Origin of the sequence: Phascolarctobacterium faecium DSM 14760 (genome assembly GCF_003269275.1) — a bacterium.
GTDB lineage: Bacteria > Bacillota > Negativicutes > Acidaminococcales > Acidaminococcaceae > Phascolarctobacterium > Phascolarctobacterium faecium.
This window is the reverse complement of the sequence record NZ_QLTS01000001.1, coordinates 343,764-365,956: the sequence shown is the minus strand read 5'-3', so window position 1 is coordinate 365,956 and position 22,193 is coordinate 343,764. Positions and strand designations below refer to the sequence as shown.

18 protein-coding genes are annotated in these 22,193 nt (G+C 46.0%); 16 read left to right on the top strand and 2 right to left on the bottom strand.

All coding sequences use genetic code 11. The annotated features are described in order from the left end of the window. The first annotated feature begins 75 nt into the window (after positions 1–75). From C8D73_RS01710 to C8D73_RS01675, 8 genes are all read left to right on the top strand, one after another. A complete protein-coding gene (locus tag C8D73_RS01710; protein WP_113077125.1) occupies positions 76–3,153 on the top strand; it encodes a PD-(D/E)XK nuclease family protein in 3,078 nt (1,025 codons plus the stop codon). Next, on the top strand, positions 3,146–6,493 hold the full coding sequence (locus C8D73_RS01705) for a UvrD-helicase domain-containing protein (protein WP_113077124.1): 3,348 nt from the start codon (positions 3,146–3,148) through the stop codon (positions 6,491–6,493). Before C8D73_RS01710 ends, C8D73_RS01705 begins: the two co-directional genes overlap by 8 nt. A gap of 587 nt (positions 6,494–7,080) precedes the next feature. Next, the gene (locus C8D73_RS01700; RefSeq protein WP_113077123.1) at positions 7,081–7,278 is read left to right on the top strand and encodes a hypothetical protein; all 198 of its coding nucleotides are present in this window, start codon (positions 7,081–7,083) and stop codon (positions 7,276–7,278) included. Positions 7,279–7,549: 271 nt separating this feature from the next. Continuing rightward, positions 7,550–8,860 carry an ABC transporter substrate-binding protein gene (locus C8D73_RS01695; protein ID WP_021717659.1) on the top strand — a complete coding sequence of 437 codons (1,311 nt, stop codon included), beginning with the start codon at positions 7,550–7,552 and terminating at the stop codon, positions 8,858–8,860. A 69-nt stretch (positions 8,861–8,929) separates the two neighbouring features. After that, positions 8,930–9,808 (top strand): carbohydrate ABC transporter permease, encoded by an 879-nt coding sequence (locus C8D73_RS01690; RefSeq protein ID WP_021717660.1) that lies wholly within the window; start codon positions 8,930–8,932, stop codon positions 9,806–9,808. Then, positions 9,798–10,625, top strand: a complete 828-nt coding sequence (locus tag C8D73_RS01685; RefSeq protein ID WP_113077122.1) for a carbohydrate ABC transporter permease — start codon at positions 9,798–9,800, stop codon at positions 10,623–10,625. The genes C8D73_RS01690 and C8D73_RS01685 overlap by 11 nt, the downstream gene beginning before the upstream one ends. Before the next feature lie 3 nt (positions 10,626–10,628). After that, a complete protein-coding gene (locus C8D73_RS01680; protein ID WP_113077121.1) occupies positions 10,629–11,732 on the top strand; it encodes an ABC transporter ATP-binding protein in 1,104 nt (367 codons plus the stop codon). Beyond that, a complete protein-coding gene (locus tag C8D73_RS01675) occupies positions 11,716–12,489 on the top strand; it encodes a sugar phosphate isomerase/epimerase family protein (RefSeq protein ID WP_021717663.1) in 774 nt (257 codons plus the stop codon). Before C8D73_RS01680 ends, C8D73_RS01675 begins: the two co-directional genes overlap by 17 nt. 108 nt (positions 12,490–12,597) lie before the next feature. On the opposite strand, the gene C8D73_RS01670 is transcribed toward C8D73_RS01675, so the two are convergent. Both C8D73_RS01670 and C8D73_RS01665 read right to left on the bottom strand, forming a co-directional pair. After that, positions 12,598–13,476: a DMT family transporter gene (locus C8D73_RS01670; protein WP_113077120.1), complete on the bottom strand. Its 879-nt coding sequence runs from the start codon at positions 13,474–13,476 to the stop codon at positions 12,598–12,600. A 52-nt stretch (positions 13,477–13,528) separates the two neighbouring features. Continuing rightward, positions 13,529–14,401: an SPL family radical SAM protein gene (locus tag C8D73_RS01665; protein ID WP_113077119.1), complete on the bottom strand. Its 873-nt coding sequence runs from the start codon at positions 14,399–14,401 to the stop codon at positions 13,529–13,531. 347 nt (positions 14,402–14,748) lie between these two features. Between C8D73_RS01665 and C8D73_RS01660 the strand changes: the two genes are divergently transcribed. The 8 genes from C8D73_RS01660 (at position 14,749) to pgeF (ending at position 22,193) form a co-directional block, all read left to right on the top strand. Beyond that, a complete protein-coding gene (locus C8D73_RS01660; RefSeq protein ID WP_113077118.1) occupies positions 14,749–15,255 on the top strand; it encodes a helix-turn-helix domain-containing protein in 507 nt (168 codons plus the stop codon). A gap of 153 nt (positions 15,256–15,408) precedes the next feature. After that, positions 15,409–15,885 carry an NfeD family protein gene (locus C8D73_RS01655; RefSeq protein ID WP_021717667.1) on the top strand — a complete coding sequence of 159 codons (477 nt, stop codon included), beginning with the start codon at positions 15,409–15,411 and terminating at the stop codon, positions 15,883–15,885. 16 nt (positions 15,886–15,901) lie between these two features. Then, positions 15,902–16,903, top strand: coding sequence for a flotillin-like protein FloA (gene floA / locus C8D73_RS01650; protein WP_021717668.1), 1,002 nt, complete (start codon positions 15,902–15,904; stop codon positions 16,901–16,903). A gap of 44 nt (positions 16,904–16,947) precedes the next feature. Further along, on the top strand, positions 16,948–17,385 hold the full coding sequence (locus tag C8D73_RS01645) for a hypothetical protein (RefSeq protein WP_113077117.1): 438 nt from the start codon (positions 16,948–16,950) through the stop codon (positions 17,383–17,385). Positions 17,386–17,431: 46 nt separating this feature from the next. Further along, positions 17,432–18,112 carry a hypothetical protein gene (locus C8D73_RS01640; protein WP_113077116.1) on the top strand — a complete coding sequence of 227 codons (681 nt, stop codon included), beginning with the start codon at positions 17,432–17,434 and terminating at the stop codon, positions 18,110–18,112. A 27-nt stretch (positions 18,113–18,139) separates the two neighbouring features. Beyond that, positions 18,140–19,624 (top strand): polyphosphate:AMP phosphotransferase, encoded by a 1,485-nt coding sequence (pap, locus tag C8D73_RS01635; RefSeq protein ID WP_113077115.1) that lies wholly within the window; start codon positions 18,140–18,142, stop codon positions 19,622–19,624. Positions 19,625–19,659: 35 nt separating this feature from the next. Beyond that, positions 19,660–21,396: a radical SAM protein gene (locus tag C8D73_RS01630; protein ID WP_113077114.1), complete on the top strand. Its 1,737-nt coding sequence runs from the start codon at positions 19,660–19,662 to the stop codon at positions 21,394–21,396. Then, complete coding sequence (gene pgeF / locus C8D73_RS01625; RefSeq protein ID WP_113077113.1) at positions 21,393–22,193, top strand: peptidoglycan editing factor PgeF; 801 nt, start codon at positions 21,393–21,395, stop codon at positions 22,191–22,193. The genes C8D73_RS01630 and pgeF overlap by 4 nt, the downstream gene beginning before the upstream one ends.

Here is a 22,193-nt window from a genome sequence, read left to right as displayed (position 1 = left end):
TTGTCTGTGCTTAATACTGGAAACTGCTGTTTTGTGGTACAATAAATATATAATTTTATTGAGCGGAGAAGAAAAATGATCGATTTATATACAGTACCGTTAGGTGCTACGGCCAGGGATTTTTTTTCGGCAGAGGCAGAAAACAAATATAGCTATGATGAAGCGTTGCTGGTGCTTCCAAGCAGATTGCTTGTGAATCATGCCCGCCGGTCAGGCAGGGCGCAGGCAGTTAATTTTGAATATCTGCCCAACCGTATCGTAGCATTAAACAGACAGCTGCTGGATTTGCCGCCGGAAGTAAAATTGGAAATGATTTCCCGGAGGACACAGGAACTGCTTGTGGGTGATTTGCTGCACCAGCTGGCTAAATTGCAGGGCCTGGACTATTTTAGTAAACTGGCAGATAAAGAAGGTTTCGTTAAAGCTGTTACCGGGCTTTTGGGTCAGCTTTCACGCAGTGGGTCGACACAGGAAGAAATTACTACGGCGCTGCTGGAATGGGAACAGCGCAATCCTGCCTATGTGATGAAGGACCGTGAAGTAGCGGCACTTTATAACCTTTATCGCAATAAGCTAAAACAAAAAAACTGGTATGATGTAGAGGGTTTATACCGGTTAGCAATAGCGGTTTTAGAAAGACCGCAGGCCAAGCTGCCTTGGCAGCAGTTATATTTCAGCGAATTTTATCATTTTGATGCTTTGCAGCGTTTGCTTATAAAATCTTTGTCACGGCATTGTCAGATCAGTATCGGTTTGATGTACGAGCCCAAACGACCGGAAATATTTGCTGCTGTAGAGCGGAGTTTCGGTTATTTAAGCGGTTTTGCTCAGCTGCATGATCTGCATATGGAAGGTTCAGTACGAAAGCCTGATCTGCAGCACTTAACGGCTAAGTTAGGTGCTGGAAGCTGCCAGACGCTGGCTGTTGCTGACAGTATAAATTTTATTGAATCAGGAGATAGTGAAGGTGAACTGCGGGCAGTGCTGCGTTCTATAAAAGCTAAGCTGCAGCATGGCGCCGCTTATAATGATTTTTTGGTTGCTGTACGTGATTTTAAGACTTACAGCGGTATCAGAGCTGTTTGTGATGAATATGGTATACCTGTTACTTTACCTAAGATCGCTTCTCTGAGTGCTCAGCCTGTCTGTGAATTTCTGCGTTTACTTTTGAACGTAGCTGCCGGCGGCAGTGAAGCTATCGCTGCTTACTGGCGTCTGTTAAAATGCGGCGTTGTAAAGCTGGTCTATAGCTTTGACGGAGAGCAGCTCAACAGATTGAAACAGGAATATTTATATAATGATCTGCGGCAACTGCGTAAGGCAGTTCGTGATAAGGCTGATGCCAATGAAAATAAGCAGTGGTCAGCTGATTTAGGCGAACTTGAGTTGCTGCTGGACAAGGTGCAGCGGCGAGATACGGCGGCTGCTTATGGAGAAACATTTAAAACAATATTAGAAGCTTTGGAGCTGCCTGTTAAGGCTGGCGAAAATTATAAAAATGGCAGGGCAGATCTGCTTGAGGTTAAAAATATAGTAGAGACAGTACGGCAATTATCCGAAGTTTTGGATACACTGAGTGAAGATTATCAGAATGGCGGTTTGGAAAGTGTGCCTTTAAAAGCGGAGGAATACAGCCAGCTGCTGATTTCTGCCTGTTCCGAACGGCAAATCATTTTAACAGCGGCCGACAGTGAAGGTATTTTATTCGGAGAAGCTGCTAATCTGCAGGGGCTGCTGTTCAAGCATGTTTACATTATGGGACTGCGCGAAGGTGAGTTTCCGCGCAGTAAAAATGAAAACTGGATCTACAATGACAGAGAACGGGCCGAATTGAGCGGTGTCGGCGTGGAATTGGATAATACTGCGTGTGCTTATGCTGAGGATAAATTCTTTTTTGCCGCAGTGGCAGCAATGGCAACAGAAACTCTGACTTTGAGCTGGTACAGCGACGATACAGCTGGCGCTTCCGCATATATTGAAGATGTGGAACGATTATATGCAGCCGGGTGTATAACCAGAAGCAGAGCTGGACGTATAGGCTGGCAGGAGGCTTTGTCTGAGCAGGAGCTGCTGCTGGGGATTACCCAAAAAGATACCTGCCATAATTGGTTGTTGGAGCGGTTGGGAGCAGATTGGACACTGCGCAGCAGTATCGAAAGAATTCGTGAGCAAGGCGATAGTGTTTATAAGGGAGTTTTTGAAGACGTACAGCTGCAGCGGGCTATTAATGAAGCTGTTGGCGGTTTATTCAGTGCGTCGCATTTAGAAACCTATGCTCAATGCCCATACAGGTTTTTACTAAGCTATGTCTGGAAACAGCAGCAATATGAAGAACTTACAGAAACGGTGGAGCCTGCTGTTGAAGGCAGCCTGCTGCATGATGTTTTAGCACGATTTATGGCGGGACATTTGCACGAAAAGCTTACCAAATATCCGCCGACTGAGCTTATAAGTCAGCTTGATGACATTATGACGTCAGTTTGTGATGAATATATTACTGGGAAAAAGATTGCCGTTACAGATTTCTGGCCTTCGCAGCGTCGGAAGCTGAATTTGCTGCTGCGCCGCTGGCTGCAGCGGGAGCTTGTATACCAGAAAAAATGGGAACCTTTTGTACCAGTAAAAATAGAATGGGATTTTGGGCGTAACGGCAGTGCTCCGTTGGTGCTGGAGGTCAACGGCGGAAAAATTTATTTGAACGGACGTATCGACCGTATCGACAGTGACGGTAATGGTATTTTTGTTACGGATTATAAACGCAGCCAAACTCCGTCGGGCAGTGAGCTGACAGAAGGACTGGATTTGCAGATTCCGGTATATCTTATGGCGCTTGCAGCCTTAGAGCCTCAGAGCAAAGTGCTTGGCGGCGGTTACTATTCACTAAAGGAAGCGAAACGCAAAGGCGGTTTTGCCATGCAGACTTTAGGAAAAACGCCTTTTACAACAAATAATAAACCGTTCAGTGATGCAGAAGATCAATGGCTGGCTTTTGCAGATTTTTGCCGTACGACTGTCAGAGGATATATCAATACCTTGCGGCAGGGGAATTTCCCGCCGGCGCCGCGTAAAAACTGCCCTGAGTATTGTCCTGGGAAGGATATTTGCCGGGCCTACGGCGAACTGGCAGCAGAAGGCGGTGAAGAAAATGTTTGATTTTACTAAAGCCCAGCAGGAAGCGATAGAGACGCTGGATAGAAATGTATCTGTGTCTGCCGGCGCCGGCAGTGGTAAAACACGTGTTCTCGTAGAACGTTTTGTCAACATTCTTCGACAGAGCCTCAGGCAGGGCGGCAAACAGGTAAGTGCTGCCGATATTCTGGCTATTACCTTTACGCGCAAAGCCGCGGGTGAAATGAAAGAAAGGGTTCGCAGACGTTTGGCGGAATTGGAGCAGGAGGATGCTTTGCATGCATCTTTCTGGCAGCAGCAGCTGGAACTGCTGGAACAGGCGCGTATCAATACTATACATGGTTTTTGTAACAGTCTGTTGAAAGAAAATCCCGTGGAAGCAGGTCTTGATCCTGCTTTTCAGGTAGCTGAAGAAGTAGAAATGGATGAATTTTTACTGCGCACTGTGCAGCAGTTTGTAAAACAGGGACTGCGCCGCGGTGACAGTGATATTTTACGTCTGGCTGATGAATATACCGCAGCTGATGTTGTAAAACAGCTATTGCTTGCCATACCTAAAATGGATGCGATTTTGAACTTTGGTGATTTGTTACAGCCGTATCAGGCAAAGATGAACGAGAAAAACGTATTACAGGTACAACTGCAGGAGCTGCTATTGGAACTGGCAGAAGACAAAATGAAGGTGAAAGCCTCAGCTCATAGGCAAAAGCTGGAATTGCTGCGCGAACACCTTCCGGAACTTTTAAAGGCGGCAGCAGACAGCAGCAAGCCTGAAAATATGACGCTTTTAGACAGCTATGTGGGTACTCTAGCTGCAACAAGCAGTGATAAAGCAGTGGTCAAAGCGGCTAAAGAAATTCTGCAGCAGCTGCATTTGCTGGCGGCAGACGCAGCTGCACTGAAATTGATACCCTGCTGGCAGCAGGCTCTGGTGAATTGCAGTGCTTATCTGCGTGAACAGCAGGAGCTTAATAATATGCTGGGCTTCGACGACTTGGAAAGCAGGGCCTTGGAGCTTTTAAAAAATAACCGCCAGGTTTGCAGTAAAAACAGCAGCCGCTATCAGTATATTATGGTCGACGAATTTCAGGATACTAACGAACGCCAAAGAGAACTTGTTTATTTGCTGTGCGGCGGTGATAAAGACAGGCTGCTGGGACATAAGCTGTTCGTAGTAGGTGATGCCAAGCAATCAATTTATCGTTTCCGCGGCGCTGACGTAAGTGTATTTGCCCGTGTCAGGCGCGATATAGAAGCTGCTGGCGGCAGTAATATCGTTTTAGATGATAACTTCCGTACAGTTGATAAAGTGCTTGATTTATGCAATTTGGCCTTTGCGGCATTATTAGGTGAAGACAGACAGCAGGACGTTTATTTTGAAGCGTTGAATGCCAATCGTGCGACTGATATTTTGCCGGAAATGCTGGTAATCGCATACGATAAAGAAAGCAAAGCCATCCGCAGGGAAGCGGAGGCAGCAGTTATAGCAGAACGGATACTGCAGCTGCATACCGAAGAACAAATATCCTACAAAGATATGGTAATACTACTCGGTGCATTAACATCGGCTAAAAGTTTTGCCTCTGCTCTGCAGCAGGCGGGTATACCTTATACTATCGTTGATGGTAAAGGTTTTTATGAACGACGGGAAATCATTGATTTGATCAATTTACTGGTATTTTTGGAAGACAGCAGCCGCAGTCTGGAGCTTGCTGGTGTGCTGAGGTCGCCATATTTTGCTGTTGATGATGAAAGCTTGACAGCACTTTTTCTGGAGCTGAACAAGCAGAAGGAGCAGACAGTTACCTTATGGCAGCTGCTGCAGAAGGATGCATGGCTGTTGATCGATTATCAGAAGCGTTGCCATCTATTGACTGCTGCGGAGAAACTTCGGCAGCTGCGGCAATATGCGGAGACGACGCCATTGCCGGAATTGCTGCATACTATTGTTGACGTCTTGCAACTGGAACCGCTTCTGACAGCGCAGGAATTTGGTCTGGAAAAGCTTGCTAATATAAAAAAAATGATTGCTTTGGCTGAGGCCTATACCATAGAAAAACATGGGACGCTGGCAGAATATCTGCTGCGGCTGCAGCAGCTGCGCCAGGCCGGAGCAAGAGAGGCTGCTGCTGCAGATACGACTGGCTGCGATTTCGTGACGATTATGACGATCCATAAATCCAAAGGCTTGGAATTCCCTGTAGTTTTTGTACCCGCGCTTGATGCCAAGGGCAAAGGCGATACGGATATGCTGAGATTTAATGCAGACGCAGGTTTAGGCATTAAAGTTGATATCGGCGGTGAATTGCAGGATACAAGCGTCATGCTGGCAATCAAAGACATAGAAAAGCAGTTGGATAGCGCTGAAAAACAGAGGCAGTTATATGTTGCAATGACAAGGGCGCAGGACAGGCTGATCCTATCAGGGACTTATGACAGCAGCAGCAAAAGCAGAAGTGAGACATGGTTCAGCAGCCTGCGCAATATTTTACAGGAATATGATCATTTCCTGTTAAAGGAATATGCAGCTGATAAAAAAGAAATTTCTGTTAACGCAGCAGCAGAGTTGGAGAAGGTTATTGTAACAGATGAACTGCTGCAGCGGATCAAACCGCTGCCGGAATACGGGTTGGAGTGGCAGCGCAGCTTGTCAGCAACAGCGCTGCAGACGTATCTTGATTGCCCCCGCTGTTATTATTATCAATATATTTTGCAGATGCCGGGGTATGAAGCTGTAAAGGTAACTGATTCAGACGGTTATCTGCCGGCGGCACTGCAGGGGACTGTGATCCATAAGGCTTTGGAATTACTGACGAACGGTTACGAACCGGAACAGGCTTTCAGATCAGCGCTGCAGATAAATAAGGTACAGGGAAGCGCTGCACGGACATATGATATATATATGCAATATATTAATGGACCTCTTTATCAAAAGCTGCAGAATGCTGAACGTAAGGCTGAAATTAGCTTTGAACTACCGTTGCTGCAGGAATATGGGATTGCTGCTGCTTTCAGCGGTTATATTGACTGTACTGTTTTTAACAGTGACGGTACGCTGAGGATCGTTGACTATAAGACAGGCGTGCCGCCGGAAGCAGGCGAACCTGCACCGGGTTATATTTATCAGTTGGCACTGTATCAAAAGGCAGCTGCAGAATTATGGCAGCGTCCGGTGACATTGGCCGAGTTGCACTTTTTACAAAATAATTCCTGCTGGCAGCTGCAGGATTGCAGTGATAGATTGCAGGAAGTTGCTGAGTTATGCAGGGATATTTTTTCTAAACGCAGAGAAAGTGAATTTACTGTGAAAACGAAATATTGTAAAAACTGTCCGTTTGCCTACTTCTGCGCAGGCCAAGAATAAATAGTTGAAAATTAATAAATAAAAAACACCTGTGAATACAGGTGTTTTTTATTTATCTGTAGTTGTTCAAATTTAATATTTTCATAGGTTAAAGAAGCGCAACAATGACGATACATACAGTATTTTTAATAATTCTATTCACTTGTATCTATAAATCACAAACATTCCCTATAGTTAACAAGAATGGCAAAATATCACAATAAATTAAATCTGAAATTAATTATGTAAATAAAGATATCTTGCATACTCAAAACAAATATGTTATTATACCTAAAAATATCTATAAAGAAAAATAAAAATTTAAAAAGACAAACTTTTTTCAATAATATAAATTAAAATTTACAAATTATAAATTTTTGCAATAAGAGGAAGTTTAAAAAATATCTGACAGAGATAGTTTACTTTTAAAAAAGTGTAACTGACGGGTGTCCTTAGCAATAAGCAAAAACAACGTCGTTAAAACGGCGCTCAATAATTGGTACCCCGATGAATATAAAGCTCAAAAGCCTTGTAAGGGAGTGATAAAGTGAAAATTCCATTGAAGTAAGCTCAGACCAAAAAATATTCTGAGTTTGGGGTGATCTGCTATGAAAGAAAAAGAAACAATGAACACAATTGAAACAAAAGCTAAAAGCATCGTCGGTTCTCTGGTGATGATTTGCCCGGTTGGCGGCAAAGAATTCGTCTGTAATAAAGCTCATCATGTTTACACGGCTTTGATAAAAAGAAAACGCTACTATTATTGCAGGTACTCCTGCTTTAAGAATAGACCGGGAGCTAAGTAGTATTTAGACTGATGATTTGGCTGATTGACATGGAAATGCTTTAGTTAAGATATAATTTCCCCGACTGTTATACAGTCGGGGGTTTAATATATTGAAGTTTTAAAGAATTAAAGGACGGTGGAACTTGGATAAAGTTTTACTGTTTTTTTATTTTTTCTAAACATATTTTTGCAACAAACTTTACAAATCTTTAACAAAAACAACGTTTAGATTTAATCAAAATTCGTTATCATACATAACAGAGCTCGTAACTAAAAAGTGGAGGGTAAAAATGATGATGAAGAAGAAACTTGCGGCACTGCTTTTGGCAGCTGCCAGTGCGATGGTCTTTACCGGCTGCGGCAGCAGTGATAATCAGTCTAAAGGCGGTGTTGACAAAAAAGTGCAGATTGAATATTGGCATGTAGCCTCCGAAAGCTTCGGCGGTACAACGGTTAAAGAACTGGTTGCCGATTTTAATGCCAAGCATCCCAATATCCAGGTTGTCGAAAAATATAACCCTGATATGTATAAAGGGTTGACACAAAATCTGCAGGCAGCTATCGCTTCCGGTAAAAATCCTGACGTTGTGCAGATGGGCTGGTCTTATTTGAACTATGCCGCTGAAAATCTTAAATACACTGACCTGCAGCCGATGATCGAAAAGCAGGCTCCTGAAGACAAAAATTTCTTGAAAGAGAATTATCTGCCTAATGTTCTGGCATTGGCTCAGACTGATGACGGCAAACAGATCGGTATTCCATATTCTATAAGTGTGCCTGTCCTGTTCTATAATCCTGAAATTTTTACTGCAGCAGGACTTGACCCCAATAATCCGCCTAAAACCTGGAAAGAGGTAGTGAGTGCGGCAAAACAGATCAAAGAAAAGACCGGTAATATGGGCTTTTTTATGCAGGAATATGCTGATAACTGGACTCAGCAGGCCATTATTGAATCTAACGGCGGTTCAATGCTGAAAAATGAAGGCGGCAAAGTCAAAGCCGGTTTCGATACTCCCGAAGCAGCAGCAGCTTATCAGTTGTTGGCTGATATGGTCAAAGACGGCAATGGCCTGCATGCTACTAATGAAGAAGGGTTCCAGGCTTATCTGTCCGGTAAGTTGGGGATGGTTTGCACTACTATTGGCAAACGTGCCAATTTTGAAAAAAGCGCCAAGTTCAAAGTTATGGCAGCTCCTTTCCCACAGTTTGAAGGCAAAGAATTGAAAGTGCCGGCAGGTGGTAACTTCCTGATGCTGTTCTCAAAAGATGCCGATAAACAAAAAGCAGCATGGGAATTCATTAAATATATCGAATCTCCTGAAGCGCTGGCTAAATGGAGCACCGGTACAGGTTATCTACCTCCGCGTAAAGGCGTAGCAGACGACCCCAACGGTTTCAAAAAAATGATCGAAGAAAACAAAAATATCCAGGTTGCCTTGTCTACGATGCCTAATCTGGTAAAATGGGCCAGCTTCCCTGGCGCTAACGGATTACAGGCTGAACAGCTCTTGATTGACGCACGCGATATTATACTGAGCGGCAAAGAAACTGCCGCCCAAGCGCTGCACGAAACTGCAGAAAAGATCAATAACTTACTGTAATACAAACGATTGAACCAATCAGGATGCTGCTTGTTGCGGCATCCTGATTTTTACCAAAGGAGAGTTGTTATGAATAAAGCCAAGTGGCCTGCGTTTTGGTTCTTACTGCCGGCGGCTCTGCTGTTTGTTATTTTCTTTTACTGGCCGTTGCTGCAGAATCTGTATCTTAGCTTCTTCAGCTGGAATATGATCAGCCCGACGATGAAATATGTGGGACTGAGCAACTACATTGATATTTTAGGCAGCAAAGAGGTGTACAAAATCATTGGGAATACGGTAATTTTTGTGCTTATTATGCTGCTGTTCAACTTTGTCTTGCCGTATCTTTATTCGTTTATCCTCGGGCATCTTCTTCAGCGGGGAAAAATGTTTTATCGCTCTGTTTTGTTTCTGCCGGCAACTTTATCCCTGGCGGTGGCAAGCATTCTGTTCCTGTGGATCTATAATCCTTTGGCCGGACCGCTTAGTATAGTGCTTGCGTGGTTTGATATGGAATCGCCGCGCTGGTTTAAGGAAAATCTGCTCGTTATTTTTTCTATCTGTACTATCATTGGCTGGAAAGTATTTGGTTATAACCTGATCGTGATGCTGGCAGCGATGGTTGCCGTGCCAAGGGAAATGATCGAAGCAGCCAAGCTGGAGAACGCTTCGAACTGGACGATCTTTAGACGTATTATCATACCGATGACTTCTTCTACTGCAATTTATGTTTTCACGATCACTGTAGTTTTCGGTCTGCAGTATGTACTGGTACCTGTCAATATGCTGACGCAGGGAGGACCGGATCAGGGCAGTTCCAATTTGGTATATATCGTCTATCAGTATGGTTTTATTTTCTTCCAAACCGGTAAATCAGCGGCTTTCGCTATTATCACCATGTTCTGTTATATGGCGTTCCTGTATCTGAAAAATAAATATCTGGAGAAAAAAGTTTATTATGAAAACTAAAACACATCAAGATCTTTGCTGGCATCTGCCTTTGCTTGTGGCAGTATTTATTCAGCTGTGGCCGATAGTTTTTATGGTTTCCACATCGCTCAAAGATATGGACCAGATTTTTCAGGCAACACTCAATCCATTGCCTCTGCCACCGACATTGAATAACTATCTTACCGTATTAGGCAATTTTCCGCTGTTTACTTATATCTATAATACATTTTTCATTGCTGCGTTCGTAACAGTATTCAAAGTGCTGACCAGTGTTTTGGCAGCTTTTGCCTTTATCTATTATGACTTTAAATATAAAGAAACAGTTTTTAACAGCATGCTGCTGACCTTCTTTATTCCGATAACGGTACTGATTATGCCGAATTATTTGCTGATGAGCAGGCTGGACCTGCTGAATACTCCCTGGGGTGTTATGCTGCCGCAGTTTGTTGATGGTATGGGTGTGTTCCTGATGCGTCAGACGATGCGCGGCATACCCAAACCATTGCTGGAAGCCGCTGTTTTAGATAATGCCGGCCCGCTGCAGGTATTGCGCAAGGTTGTGCTGCCGCTGATCAAACCGTCGATAATAGCAGTCGGTATCCTGTTTTTTATCAACTCATGGAACGAATACTTTTGGCCGCTGCTGGTACTGCAGGACAAAGAAACCTATACCCTGCCGCTGGCACTGCAAATGTTTATCAGCGCTGAAGGCGGCAGTGAGTGGGGGATAGCTATGGCTGTCGCTACTCTGACCAGTCTGCCGCCGCTGGCATTATATCTCGTCTGCCAAAAATTTATACTCAATACCTTTATGCAATCGGGGGTCAAAGGATAATATATGAACAGTATTGTATTTGAAAACGTCTGTAAATCTTACGGCGATGCTAAAATCGTCAAGTCTTTGAATCTGGAAATAAAAGAAGGCGAGCGCCTGATTTTGCTGGGGCCTTCCGGCTGCGGCAAAACTACTACGCTGCGAATGATCGCTGGTTTGGAAGATATTACCAGCGGTCAGCTGAAAATGGGAGGCAGAGTAGTTAATGATATTGCTCCCGGTGAACGTAATATTGCCATGGTTTTTCAAAGCTATGCGCTGTTTCCGCATCTTTCTGTCTGGGATAATATCACCTTTGGCCTGCATATCCAAAAGCTTCCGGAAGCGGAAATCAAAAAAAGAGCCGATGAAGCCTTAGAAATACTTAATTTAAGAGGCTATGAAAACTATAAGCCCAAACAGCTTTCAGGCGGGCAGAAACAGAGAGTGGCCTTATGCCGTGCCCTTGTAAAGCAATCACCCTACTTTTTACTGGATGAACCGCTGTCCAATTTGGACGCTCAGCTGCGGCAGCAGGCCAGGACAGAACTGGTACGTATTCATGAGATCTATAAACCGACAATGATTTATGTAACGCATGATCAGGTAGAGGCAATGACTGTCGCCGATCGTATCGTTGTGCTGAAAGATGGCGAACTGCAGCAGATAGCCGCTCCGGATACGATCTACCGTCACCCGGCTAATACATTTGTTGCCGGTTTTATTGGCGCCCCGTCAATGAATATCCTCAAAGCACGTTTTAACCGTGATTGTATTTGTATCGGCAAGGCCGTACTGCCGGTACCGGAGCTGTGGCGTCAGGTGATCGGACAGCGCAGAGACCTGCTGCTGGGTATCAGGCCTGAGCATTGCCGTTTAAGCGAGGACGCTGCTGTGCAGGGAAGTATAACTTATGTAGAAAATACAGGTAATCAGCGTACTGTTGAATTACAGCTTGAGAGTGGTGAGAATATCAGCGTTACAGTAAGTGACCGCAATGCGGATGTACAAAATTCCAGCGGGATCTGTTTCAGCTGGGACGATGTGAGTCTGTTTGATGTGACAAGCGGCAGGAATATTGGCTATATAGAAAAAGGGGAGGTTTTTACTGATGCAATGGGCAGTTAGTGATCTGGCTTTTGGCGGTTTCAATAAAAAATATCTCAGCGGTTTGCCGTTGACCTATAATATCGAATTTTTTTATGAATTCGGGACCGACCATTATTGGGATACGGTATTGCTGCCGCTGGCGCAGAATAATAAGGAAAAAAGAACATTTTCTATCCATGGTCCCTGTGTTGCTGTAAATCTGGCAGACAGCAGTGATGAATATTATTTAAAAGCCTACGCTCAAACCTTTACCTATGCCCAAAAGATCAAAGCAGAATTTGTAGTTGTGCATACCAATGAAATTTACCATGGTGAGGTTGCCGCAGTTAAAGAACTGGTCTATCAGCGCTTGGCTGAAGTGATCAGCCTGGCACAAAGCTACGGCGTTCAAGTTGTTATAGAAAATGTGGGTCTGCGTCCCTGTGGATCACTGCTTTTTGATTTTGAAGAATATCTGGCACTGTTTGAACGTTATCCGCAGGCTCTGGCACTTTTGGATACGGGACATGCCCACGTTAATGGCTGGAATCTTCCTGAAACCGTGAAACGGCTGCAGAAAAAGCTGTTGGCTGTACATGTGCATGATAACGATGGCAGCGGAGACAGCCATCAGCCTGTAGGACTGGGAACGATCGAATGGGAACCTTATTTTGCTTCTATCAGGGATTATGCACCGAATGCACTGCAGATATTGGAATATGCTTATATTGAGCCGGGAGTTCTTACCGAACACCTGCATAAGCTGGAAAGCCGTTATGGTGCACTGCGATTTTAAGTATAAGATGTAAATAGTGATTTTTAGTTTAGTAAAGCATTTGATTTAAATAGTGATAATAAAAAAGCAAGCCGCTAGCGGCTTGCTTTTTTATTATGCTTTTGAGCTTTATTTTGACTGCAGCCACTGCTGTTTTTCAGGATTGAAGCATTCTCCAAATATGGCGCCGCCAAGTATAAGTACGGCTCCTAGCATTTGTAAAGGCAACAGGACTTCATGTAAAAAGAGTACAGAAAAAACAACTGCAGACAGTGGTTCCAGATAACCGCATATGGCAACGGTCTGGACTGGCAAGTCTGTAATAGAAGAAAAATATAAATAACAGCCGATTCCTGTATTAAGCAAGCCGAGCAGTAAAACCGGTATCCAGTCAATCGTTGTCAGTGACAGAACAAAGTTTTTCTGCATACTGACAAATGCGACGACGATAAAAGAGCCGATGACAAGTTGCAGCAAAGAATTTTCCAAACCGGATTTAGGTTTGGCTTTTTTATTTGCTGTTACCATCAGTGCATACATAAACGCAGACATTAAGCCGCAGAAAAGACCCCAAATAGTTTTACCTTCGTCCAGCGCCTGTAAGTTCACTAGGCACATCCCGGCCAGAACAGTTAAAAAACCAGCTATTTTAGGCCAGGTCAGAGTTTCACGAAAAAGAAAAGGTGAAAGAATCATAACGATTACCGGACCGCAGTAATAGGCTAAAGATGCTATGCTGATCCCGACCTGCTGATAGGCTTCGTAAAGCAGCATCCAGCTTGCTCCCATAGCTGACGCCGAAATGAAAAGATAAAGGCAAGTGTGCTTATTCCGGTAAAAAGTAAACCTTTGTCTGGAAACCGTAAAAACAGTTATAAGAAAAAGGCTGCCAAGCAATAGACGCAGCAGAACGATTTCGTAGCTGGGCAGATTGATATTACTGGCAACGATGCCGTTGGAACCAAATAACAAAAGCGCAGCAAAGTATTTATAGTAAGATGATTTCATAGAAATACAAAACCTTTCTTCAAATTGTTTTTATACCAGCCTGCAGTAAAGTTTATTCAAATAAACTTTGCTGCAGGTCTGCCTGATTGCTTGGAAAAGTGCTCAGATAGGCAAATAACTGCTGATTATCCTGAATGATACCATGCTGACGGCATTTTTGCCGCAGCAGCTGCATCAGCTGTTTACTGTTGGGACTGTCGATAACGTACTGATTTCCGTAGGTGTCGATATAGCGTTTTTTCAGTCCGGGGAAGTGTCTGTCCAGCTGCTGGTAAAAGTATTCGCGGTTGCCGTCGCGCAGCGTCAGCCCCATACCGAAACAAATAATGCCGTAAACGCCGGCTTCGATACAGTAATATAAAATACCGCGGAGATTAGCTTCGGTATCGTTGATAAAAGGCAGAATGGGAGCAAGCCAGACTACAGTCGGGATACCTGCGTCACGTAATTGCTTTAAAGCTTCGAAACGCTCACGGGTCGTACTTACATACGGCTCTATTTTTTTGCACAATTCTTCGTCATAGGTGGTCAGAGTCATTTGGACTACGCATTTTGCAGACGCGTTTATTTTTTGCAGCAGATCAAGATCCCTCAGGATCCGGTCCGATTTAGTCAGCACTGTAAAACCGCAGCCATATTTATAAACAAGCTCCATAGCCTGCCGCACGCTGCCGAGTTCGGTTTCCAGAGGAATATAAGGATCTGTCATCGACCCGGTGCCGATCATACATTTTTTGCGCTTGCGCCGCAGGGCTTCTTCCAGCAGTACAAGAGCGTTTTGTTTGACTTCGATATCTTCAAAAGCATGCGGCATCTGATAACAGCTGCTGCGTGAATCACAGTAAATGCAGCCGTGTGAGCAGCCGCGATACAGGTTCATACCATTTTTAGCTGAGAGGATGCCTTTTACTTGCACATAATGCATAGCTGTACCTTTCTGTGTCAGGACAGGCGAAGCTGCCGAATAAAAAATATCAGAGTTGTTTAATGGCTTTTATTATACCATATCTGCCAGGACAGTAGTGTGAAAGTGTTGTGCGGACGGGCAGCAGCACTGTTTGCTGGAGGTGATTTTGGCGATTATCAAAACGTAAGAGCAATAACGGAACCGGACGGCGGCGTAAAAAAGTTCTTGTATGTCTTGTGGGGGTTACAACAGTGCTAAAATTATAGAAAATATTGTTTGGTAAATGTTCTGCAAGTAATAGCAGATAAAGTGCTGATAAATTTAAAAAATATGATCTGATTACATTAAGATGTGAGGCGGGCAATATGTACGATGAACGCTGTTTGAAAATAATCGGCGCTAATATCAAGCTGCTCAGGACATGCCGCGGTATCAGCCAGGGTGAACTGGCCCGGGCTTTGGTTATCAGTCAAACGCATCTGAGCAATATTGAGTGTTGCAGAGTCGCAGTTAATTTCCGTGTTTTACTACGTGCCGCTAATGCGCTGGAGTGTACATTAGATGATTTGCTGCAGCTGGAATTTACGGAACTGACGAAAACAGTGATGGAGGTCAGGGAATATTTCTCTGCACAGGACGGTTATGCGCTGAATGTCACCGGGAAGCTTGTCATTAAGGAAAAAAGCCCAGAACCGGAGCCTTCGTCAGATAATTACGCCCCGTCCTCCGACAGTAAATATACGGGGACTCTGACGAATATTAAGGCTGAAAAAATGCAGCAGGAAGAATACCGTAATCTTGATAAACGCCGCCGCAATACGATCGAACAGGCGTCGGTATCAGTTGAAGGCGACGGTATTAAGCTGGAATAGGCTGCTGCGGAAAAGAATATGAACAATCAAATAGCAGCATCAAGAACAAACCCCGCCGCCGGTGGGGTTTGACTTTTGTAAAAGAATAGTGAAATTTGCCTGTTAGGTAAGTTTTTTGGTATAATATAACGATACGAAGGGAGGTAAAAGCCTATGCCAATCGAATATATTTTACTGGGCGTCGGGATCGTGCTTTTGGGAATCGAAGCAGTGGTGCCGGGGTTTGGCTTTTTTGGCGTTACGGGTCTGATCTCGCTGCTGGCAGGCTCATATTATCTGCTGGGCGGCGGCGCTGAGGCCGCGTATATTTTGCTTGGTGTTGTACTGGCACTGGGCGCAGTAGTTGCCCTGCTGTTTGTTTATCTGCCCGCCGAAAGCAAGTGGAATCCCTTTGTTTTATGGGAGAAACAAGAGAACCGTCACGGTTATACAGGTGCCGAGGATCACTCGCAGTATCTTGGTAAACGTGGAGAGGTCGTAGCACCGCTGCGTCCTGCGGGAACTGTCATCATCGACGGCGAACGTGTCGACGTGGTGAGCTTTGGCGATTATATCATGCCGGGCGCATTGGTAGAGATCGTGAAAGTGGAAGGCAATAAACTGTTTGTTCAGGAAGTAAAAACTAACTAGTAAAGGAAGTGTTGTGATGTTTGATTTTTTGTTTAACGGCGGGTTCATGTTTATCCTGATCATTGCCGGTATCGCCGTATTTTTGAATTTTGTACCGCTGGCGCTGTGGATCTCGGCTATCGCTGCCGGTGTCAACGTTGGTATTTTCAATTTAGTGGGTATGCGGTTCCGCCGCGTGCCGGCTTCCCAGATCGTGCTGCCGCTTATCAAAGCCAATAAGGCAGGTCTGGACGTCAATGTCAATCAGCTGGAAGCGCATTATCTGGCAGGCGGTAACGTTGACCGTGTCATCGATGCGCTGATCGCTGCTCACAGAGCTCAGATCCCGCTGTCTTTTGAGCGTTCCTGCGCTATTGACCTTGCCGGACGTAATGTGCTGGAAGCAGTACAGATGAGCGTTAACCCCGAAGTAATTGAAACGCCGGTAGTTTCGGCAGTTGCTAAAGACGGCATCGAACTGAAGGTCAAAGCCCGCGTTACCGTACGCGCCAATATTGACCGTCTGGTCGGCGGCGCCGGTGAAGCGACTATTATCGCCCGTGTCGGTGAAGGTATCGTTACTAATGTTGGTTCTGCTGTTAAACACAGCGATGTATTGGAAAATCCTGATTTCATTTCGCGTACCGTTTTGGCTAAAGGACTTGACGCAGGTACTGCTTTTGAGATCCTGTCTATTGATATTGCCGATGTCGACGTAGGCCGTAACATTGGCGCCGCTTTGATGACTGACCAGGCTGAAGCCGATAAACGAATCGCCCAGGCCCGCGCCGAAGAACGCCGCGCAATGGCAGTTGCTAAAGAACAGGAAATGAAAGCCTATACCCAGGAAATGCAGGCGAAGGTCGTCGAAGCTCAGGCCAAAGTACCGACTGCGTTGGCAGATGCTTTGGAAAACGGCCGTTTAGGCGTGATGGATTACTACCGCATGAACAATATCAATGCTGATACTGATATGCGGAAAATGATTGCCGGTTCCAGCCCTGAAAATAGCGGCGAAAAAGGCAGCAACCCGAAATAAGCCGACTGTATGAGCCGGTTATTGTATTGAGATGAGGCGAATGTATGGACAATTTAATGCTGTTTTATCCTCTCATCGTACTGTTGTTTTTTATCTTTTTCGATGTCCGTAACCGCAAGAAGCGTCCTGCGCCGCCACCGCAGCAGCCTGCTGATTGGCAGACGCAGCTGCCGGAGGAAAGGCAGGGGCGCGGCTATGAAGGTGAGGACGAAGAAGCTGTACCGTGGTATGTGGAGTTTCCTGAAGACCGGGCGCCCAAAAAGCAGCCTGAGGCGGAAAATACCTGTCAGGAACCTGCACCGGCAGCAGAAGCTGCTGTTCCGGAACCCTTGTATAAACGTTTTGAGCCGCAGAAGCCCCAGCCTGCCTTTAAAGGCTTTCGCAGCCGCGGGACAGTAGCTGAAGATGTACGCTATGGCTTTGTGATGGCGCAGATATTGGACAAACCTCGGTCGCTGAAACCGTACGATGATAGTTTTTGATAATTGGGCAAGATTATTTTTCTAACGAAAGAAGTGTTGTTAGTTAATGAATAAAAAACTTGCTGCTGTACTGCTGGCTGGAGCGCTGCTTTTTGGGGCCGCTCCGCTGCAGGCACAGGAAAGTTCTTCAATCGATGCCGTTACTGCCGGCGTAGCCGATACAGGCAGGGCTGACAAAGAGGCAGAGAAAAAAATAACTGCTTCGACAGTGCCTTATTCGGTGGCGGTGCTGCCGTATATCGACCAGTCGGGCATGGATGAAAAGGGCCGTAAGGTAGCGGCTAATTCTATCAAAGACGCGCTGAAAGAGAAATATCCGCCTGCTAAAAAAGGCGGCGTGAATACCGTTGCCAGTGCCAAAGCTGTTGCTAAGGCGATGCAGAACCATCCGTTTGAAAACGCTGACGCGCCGGTATTGGCAGAGCTTGTTGCCGTTGGGAAAGAGCTGGGCGTCGACCGTGTGATCTACATGGAGATGGAGCCGCCGCGCAACAAGGAAACCGGCTTTATGGTTATCGTCGGCAGTCAGACTTATAGTTCAGTCATTACCATGAAGCTGAAATGTGTGGATGTAAAAACTGAGAAATATCTGTTCAACAGGATCGTGGAGGAAGTTGGGTCATCGTCGGCCGTAGCTTTTTGGAAGATCGGCGGCGCGAGCCAGAGCAGGGCAGTAAAGAAAGGTGTTGCTGCCTGCATGACTGAATTTTTAACTGCTTTTGACTGATAATCTATAGAGAACAAGGTGATATTGGTGTTAGAAAAAATCGATTTAAAACAAAGCCTGAAAAAAGATGCCTATAATGAAAAAATGAGTTATTTTGAAACCAGGCTGGGAGAACTGCAGCGTGCTTGCCGCGCTGCTGGTATTCCTGTAATAATTTTGTTTGAAGGCTGGCGTGGGTCACAGCGCAGCGTCATCATCAATCATATGATGCAGCAGATGGATGCCCGCGGGTTCAGAGTTTATTCGGCTTCAAAAATGGCGGATGAAGAACCGGACCAACCTTTTTTTGAGCCTTTCTGGCGGCAGCTGCCGGCAAAAGGCAATATGGCTGTGTATTACCGCAGCTGGTACTATCTGAAAAATGAATATACCTTTGACCGCGATGCGGATCAAGTTAAAAGAATAAATACGAGCTACAGGCATATCAATGCTTTTGAAAAGCAGCTGACTGATGATAATTATGTGCTGCTGAAATTTTTTGTACACGTTTCCGAAAAACAGCTGAAGGCTAATGTGCAGAAGGCTGAAAAAACCTATGGTAAAGGCTGGAACAAGGTCAGCGAAAGCGATGATGATTTTGTAGATTATCAGCGGTATCTGGAAATCTACGAGAAAATGTTTATCGACAGCGACCGGCCTAATGCCCACTGGTATCTGATCGCCGGCGACGATACGCGTTTTGCCGAGGTCTCGATATTTGATGTGATCGTACAGCGGCTGGAACTGGCGCTGGCCGAAGCGGAAGCCCGCAGACAGAAAGCCGGGCAGCAGCTGGTGTTGCCGCGTACCGAGATCTACGACGTTTTATCAAAGGTCGATCTGTCCAAAGAAATCGCAAAAGCGGAATATAAAGAGAAACTGGATAAATACCAGTCCAAACTGAGTATTTTGCAGTATGAAATGTATAAAAAGGGTATTCCTTCGGTCTTTGGCTTTGAAGGCTGGGATGCAGGCGGTAAGGGCGGAGCGATCCGTCGGCTGACGGCAGCTCTCGATCCGCTGGGGTATTCGGTGAACCCGGTAGCGGCTCCCAACGTGGTAGAGAAATCTTTTAACTATCTATGGCGTTTTTGGACACGCTTTCCCAAACAGGGAGAGATCGCCATTTTTGACCGTACCTGGTACGGCAGGGTCATGGTAGAACGTATCGAAGGCTTTGCAACGCAGGATGAATGGGGGCGGGCCTATGCCGAGATCAACGAGATGGAAGCCCAATGGGCGGAATACGGTACGGTGATAGGCAAATTCTGGCTGCAGATAGATAAAGACGAGCAGTATAAACGCCTTAAGGAGCGGGAGCAAAATCCGAACAAGGAATGGAAGATCACTGACGAAGACTGGCGCAACCGTGAGAAATGGGATGCCTATGAAGCGGCTGTGAACGAAATGCTGGTGCGCACAAGTACTGATTATGCACCGTGGACGATAGTGGAAGGCAATAATAAATATTATGCCCGCCTGAAGGTGTTGAAAACGGTGATCGAAATGTTTGAAAAACGGTTGAAGGACTAACAGCACACTGAGAGAGTATAAACGAGGTAGACAAGTTGACCTGGGAGCTTAAAAATGCGTTGAAAGAAATAGTTGCCCGCGAGAGCGGGGTACAGGTATTTGCGCCTGGCGCGCGGAGGCCGGTGGCCTTTATTTACCCCAATACTTATCATCTGGGGATGTCGAATCTGGGACTGCATATCCTGTATCAGCTCATCAACAGCCGCGGCGATTCAGCCTGCGAACGTTTCTTTCTGCCTGACAGCAAGCTCTTAGCAGAGCATAAACGCACGAAAACGCCGCTTTTATCACTGGAAACACAGAGGCAGCTTGCAGATTTTGAAGTTATCTGCGTGATGATGTCATTTGAAATGGATTATACCAATTTACTGACTATGCTGGCGCAGAGCAATGTGAAGCCTGAGGCGGCAGCACGCGGCGCCAAAGAACCGCTGGTGATCATCGGCGGTCCCTGCGCGACCTTCAATCCTGAGCCTTTAGCAGGGGTTGCCGATGCTTTCGTGATCGGTGAAGGTGAAGAAACTGTCAATAAACTGCTGGACGCTGTTTATGAAGCCAGGGACAAAGGCCTGTCTAAGGAAGATACACTGTTGGAGCTGGCGCAGCTGAGCGGCATCTATGTGCCGCGGTTTTATAAGCCGCAGTACGATGCTGGCGGTATGTTCTGCGGTATGCTGGCGTCACCGCAGGTGCCTGCCAGCGTAAAACGTCAGTGGGTACGTGAACTGGATAATTATCCGCAGACATCGGCAATTATGACAGATGCGACTGAATTTGAAAATATGTATATCGTCGAAGTAGCACGAGGCTGCGGGCGGCATTGCCGTTTCTGCATGGCAGGTTATTGCTTCCGCAAACCGCGGGCGCGCGATCTTGAGCTGCTGCTTGCTAAAATACGCAACCGTCCGCCACAGACTAAAAAGGTCGGGCTGATGGGGGCCGCGGTATCTGATTATCCGTACATCAAAGAACTGACACAGACACTGGTAGATGAGCAGGTACCTTTTACGGTAGCCTCTCTGCGGGCCGACACTTTAGATGTAGAGCTGACGCAGGCTTTGGCTGCCAGCGGTCAGAGGACGATGACTGTGGCTCCGGAAGCAGGCAGCGTGAAAATGCGTAATATCATCAATAAAGGCATTACCGAAGAACATGTTTTTAATGCCATAGAACTGGCAGCGGCAGCAGGTATGAAAAATATCAAGCTGTATTATATGCTGGGCCTGCCGGGGGAAGCTGACAGTGATATCGAAGAAATGATAGCGATGATCGGTCGGGTACGAGAAAAGATGGATGCCGCCCTTAATAAAGGCGATCTGATAATTTCCGTGAATGGTTTCATCCCCAAGCCGTTTACACCGTTTCAATGGTCGCCGCTGTGCGATGTCAAAACCTTGAAACGCCGTTTAAAAATGCTGGAAACCGCTTTTAAAAAAGCGAAACATATCCAGGTGCAGACAGAATCCTTGAAGGAAACTGTTCTGCAGGCAGTTTTGGCAAGGGGTGATCGCAGGATCGGCACCGCTTTACTGGAAGCCTTCCGCAGAGAAATGCCGCTGAAGCAGGTGCTGAAAGAGCAGGGACTGGATATAGAGGAACTTGCTGCTGCTGCTTACGAGATCGGCAGGCCTTTGCCCTGGCAGCATTTGGATATGGGCTTTACCGAAGCTTATTTGATCAGCGAGTGGCAGAAGGCGCAGCGGGAAGAATTTACACCGATGTGTTTTGACTTATGCCGCCGCTGCGGTGTTTGCGGGGAGGCACAGGTATGAGTTTCAGATTAAGAAATAACGGGCCGGTCTGGCTGGGTGAATTTACGGCGCTGACAGAAGCAGGATTCAGCAACGGCTGCAGCTGCCGTCTGCATGGAGCAAGCAGTATTGTGCCGGACGGATTCAACCTGGCGCTGCATGTGGGCGATGAAGCAGAGCTTGTAAACGCCAACCGCAGGCAGTTTGCGGCGGCGTTGGGTGTGGATGCGGCAAGGTTTACTACCTGTGCCCAGGTGCACGGCAGTAAGGTCGTTTGTGTGACAGAAGGCCTTATCGGCAGCGGCGCTGTGGATTTTGCCGATACTATTGCCGACACTGATGCTTTGATCACCGATTTGCAAAATGTGCCGCTGCTGCTGTTTTATGCAGATTGCGTACCGGTTTTGCTGGCTGATACAGAAACCGGGGCTGTGGGACTGGCGCATGCAGGCTGGCGCGGCAGTGTGGAGGAGATCGCCCTCAAAACGGTGCAGATGATGTGCCGTCATTATGGCTGCAACCCGGAAAAAATGCTGGCGGCGATCGGACCGTCGATTGGCAGCTGCTGTTACGAAGTAGACGATAAAGTTCTGACGGCGGGTGCAAAATACCGTGAGTGTTTTACGCTTAAACCAAATGGTAAATATCATCTGGACTTATGGCTGATGAATAGATTACAATTAAAAGCAGCAGGACTGGAGCGAGGTAATATCCACTGTGCCGCGACATGTACCTGCGATAATCGGGAACTGTTTTTTTCCTATCGTGCCGAGTTGGGTAAAACCGGGCGCATGGGCGTAAGCATTTGCCGAAGATAA

Coding starts and splice junctions, on each gene's coding strand:
- C8D73_RS01710 (WP_113077125.1), top strand. CDS start 76: ATGATCGATTTATATACAGTACCGTTAGGTGCTACGGCCAGGGATTTT.
- C8D73_RS01705 (WP_113077124.1), top strand. CDS start 3,146: ATGTTTGATTTTACTAAAGCCCAGCAGGAAGCGATAGAGACGCTGGAT.
- C8D73_RS01700 (WP_113077123.1), top strand. CDS start 7,081: ATGAAAGAAAAAGAAACAATGAACACAATTGAAACAAAAGCTAAAAGC.
- C8D73_RS01695 (WP_021717659.1), top strand. CDS start 7,550: ATGATGATGAAGAAGAAACTTGCGGCACTGCTTTTGGCAGCTGCCAGT.
- C8D73_RS01690 (WP_021717660.1), top strand. CDS start 8,930: ATGAATAAAGCCAAGTGGCCTGCGTTTTGGTTCTTACTGCCGGCGGCT.
- C8D73_RS01685 (WP_113077122.1), top strand. CDS start 9,798: ATGAAAACTAAAACACATCAAGATCTTTGCTGGCATCTGCCTTTGCTT.
- C8D73_RS01680 (WP_113077121.1), top strand. CDS start 10,629: ATGAACAGTATTGTATTTGAAAACGTCTGTAAATCTTACGGCGATGCT.
- C8D73_RS01675 (WP_021717663.1), top strand. CDS start 11,716: ATGCAATGGGCAGTTAGTGATCTGGCTTTTGGCGGTTTCAATAAAAAA.
- C8D73_RS01670 (WP_113077120.1), bottom strand. CDS start 13,476: ATGAAATCATCTTACTATAAATACTTTGCTGCGCTTTTGTTATTTGGT.
- C8D73_RS01665 (WP_113077119.1), bottom strand. CDS start 14,401: ATGCATTATGTGCAAGTAAAAGGCATCCTCTCAGCTAAAAATGGTATG.
- C8D73_RS01660 (WP_113077118.1), top strand. CDS start 14,749: ATGTACGATGAACGCTGTTTGAAAATAATCGGCGCTAATATCAAGCTG.
- C8D73_RS01655 (WP_021717667.1), top strand. CDS start 15,409: ATGCCAATCGAATATATTTTACTGGGCGTCGGGATCGTGCTTTTGGGA.
- floA (WP_021717668.1), top strand. CDS start 15,902: ATGTTTGATTTTTTGTTTAACGGCGGGTTCATGTTTATCCTGATCATT.
- C8D73_RS01645 (WP_113077117.1), top strand. CDS start 16,948: ATGGACAATTTAATGCTGTTTTATCCTCTCATCGTACTGTTGTTTTTT.
- C8D73_RS01640 (WP_113077116.1), top strand. CDS start 17,432: ATGAATAAAAAACTTGCTGCTGTACTGCTGGCTGGAGCGCTGCTTTTT.
- pgeF (WP_113077113.1), top strand. CDS start 21,393: ATGAGTTTCAGATTAAGAAATAACGGGCCGGTCTGGCTGGGTGAATTT.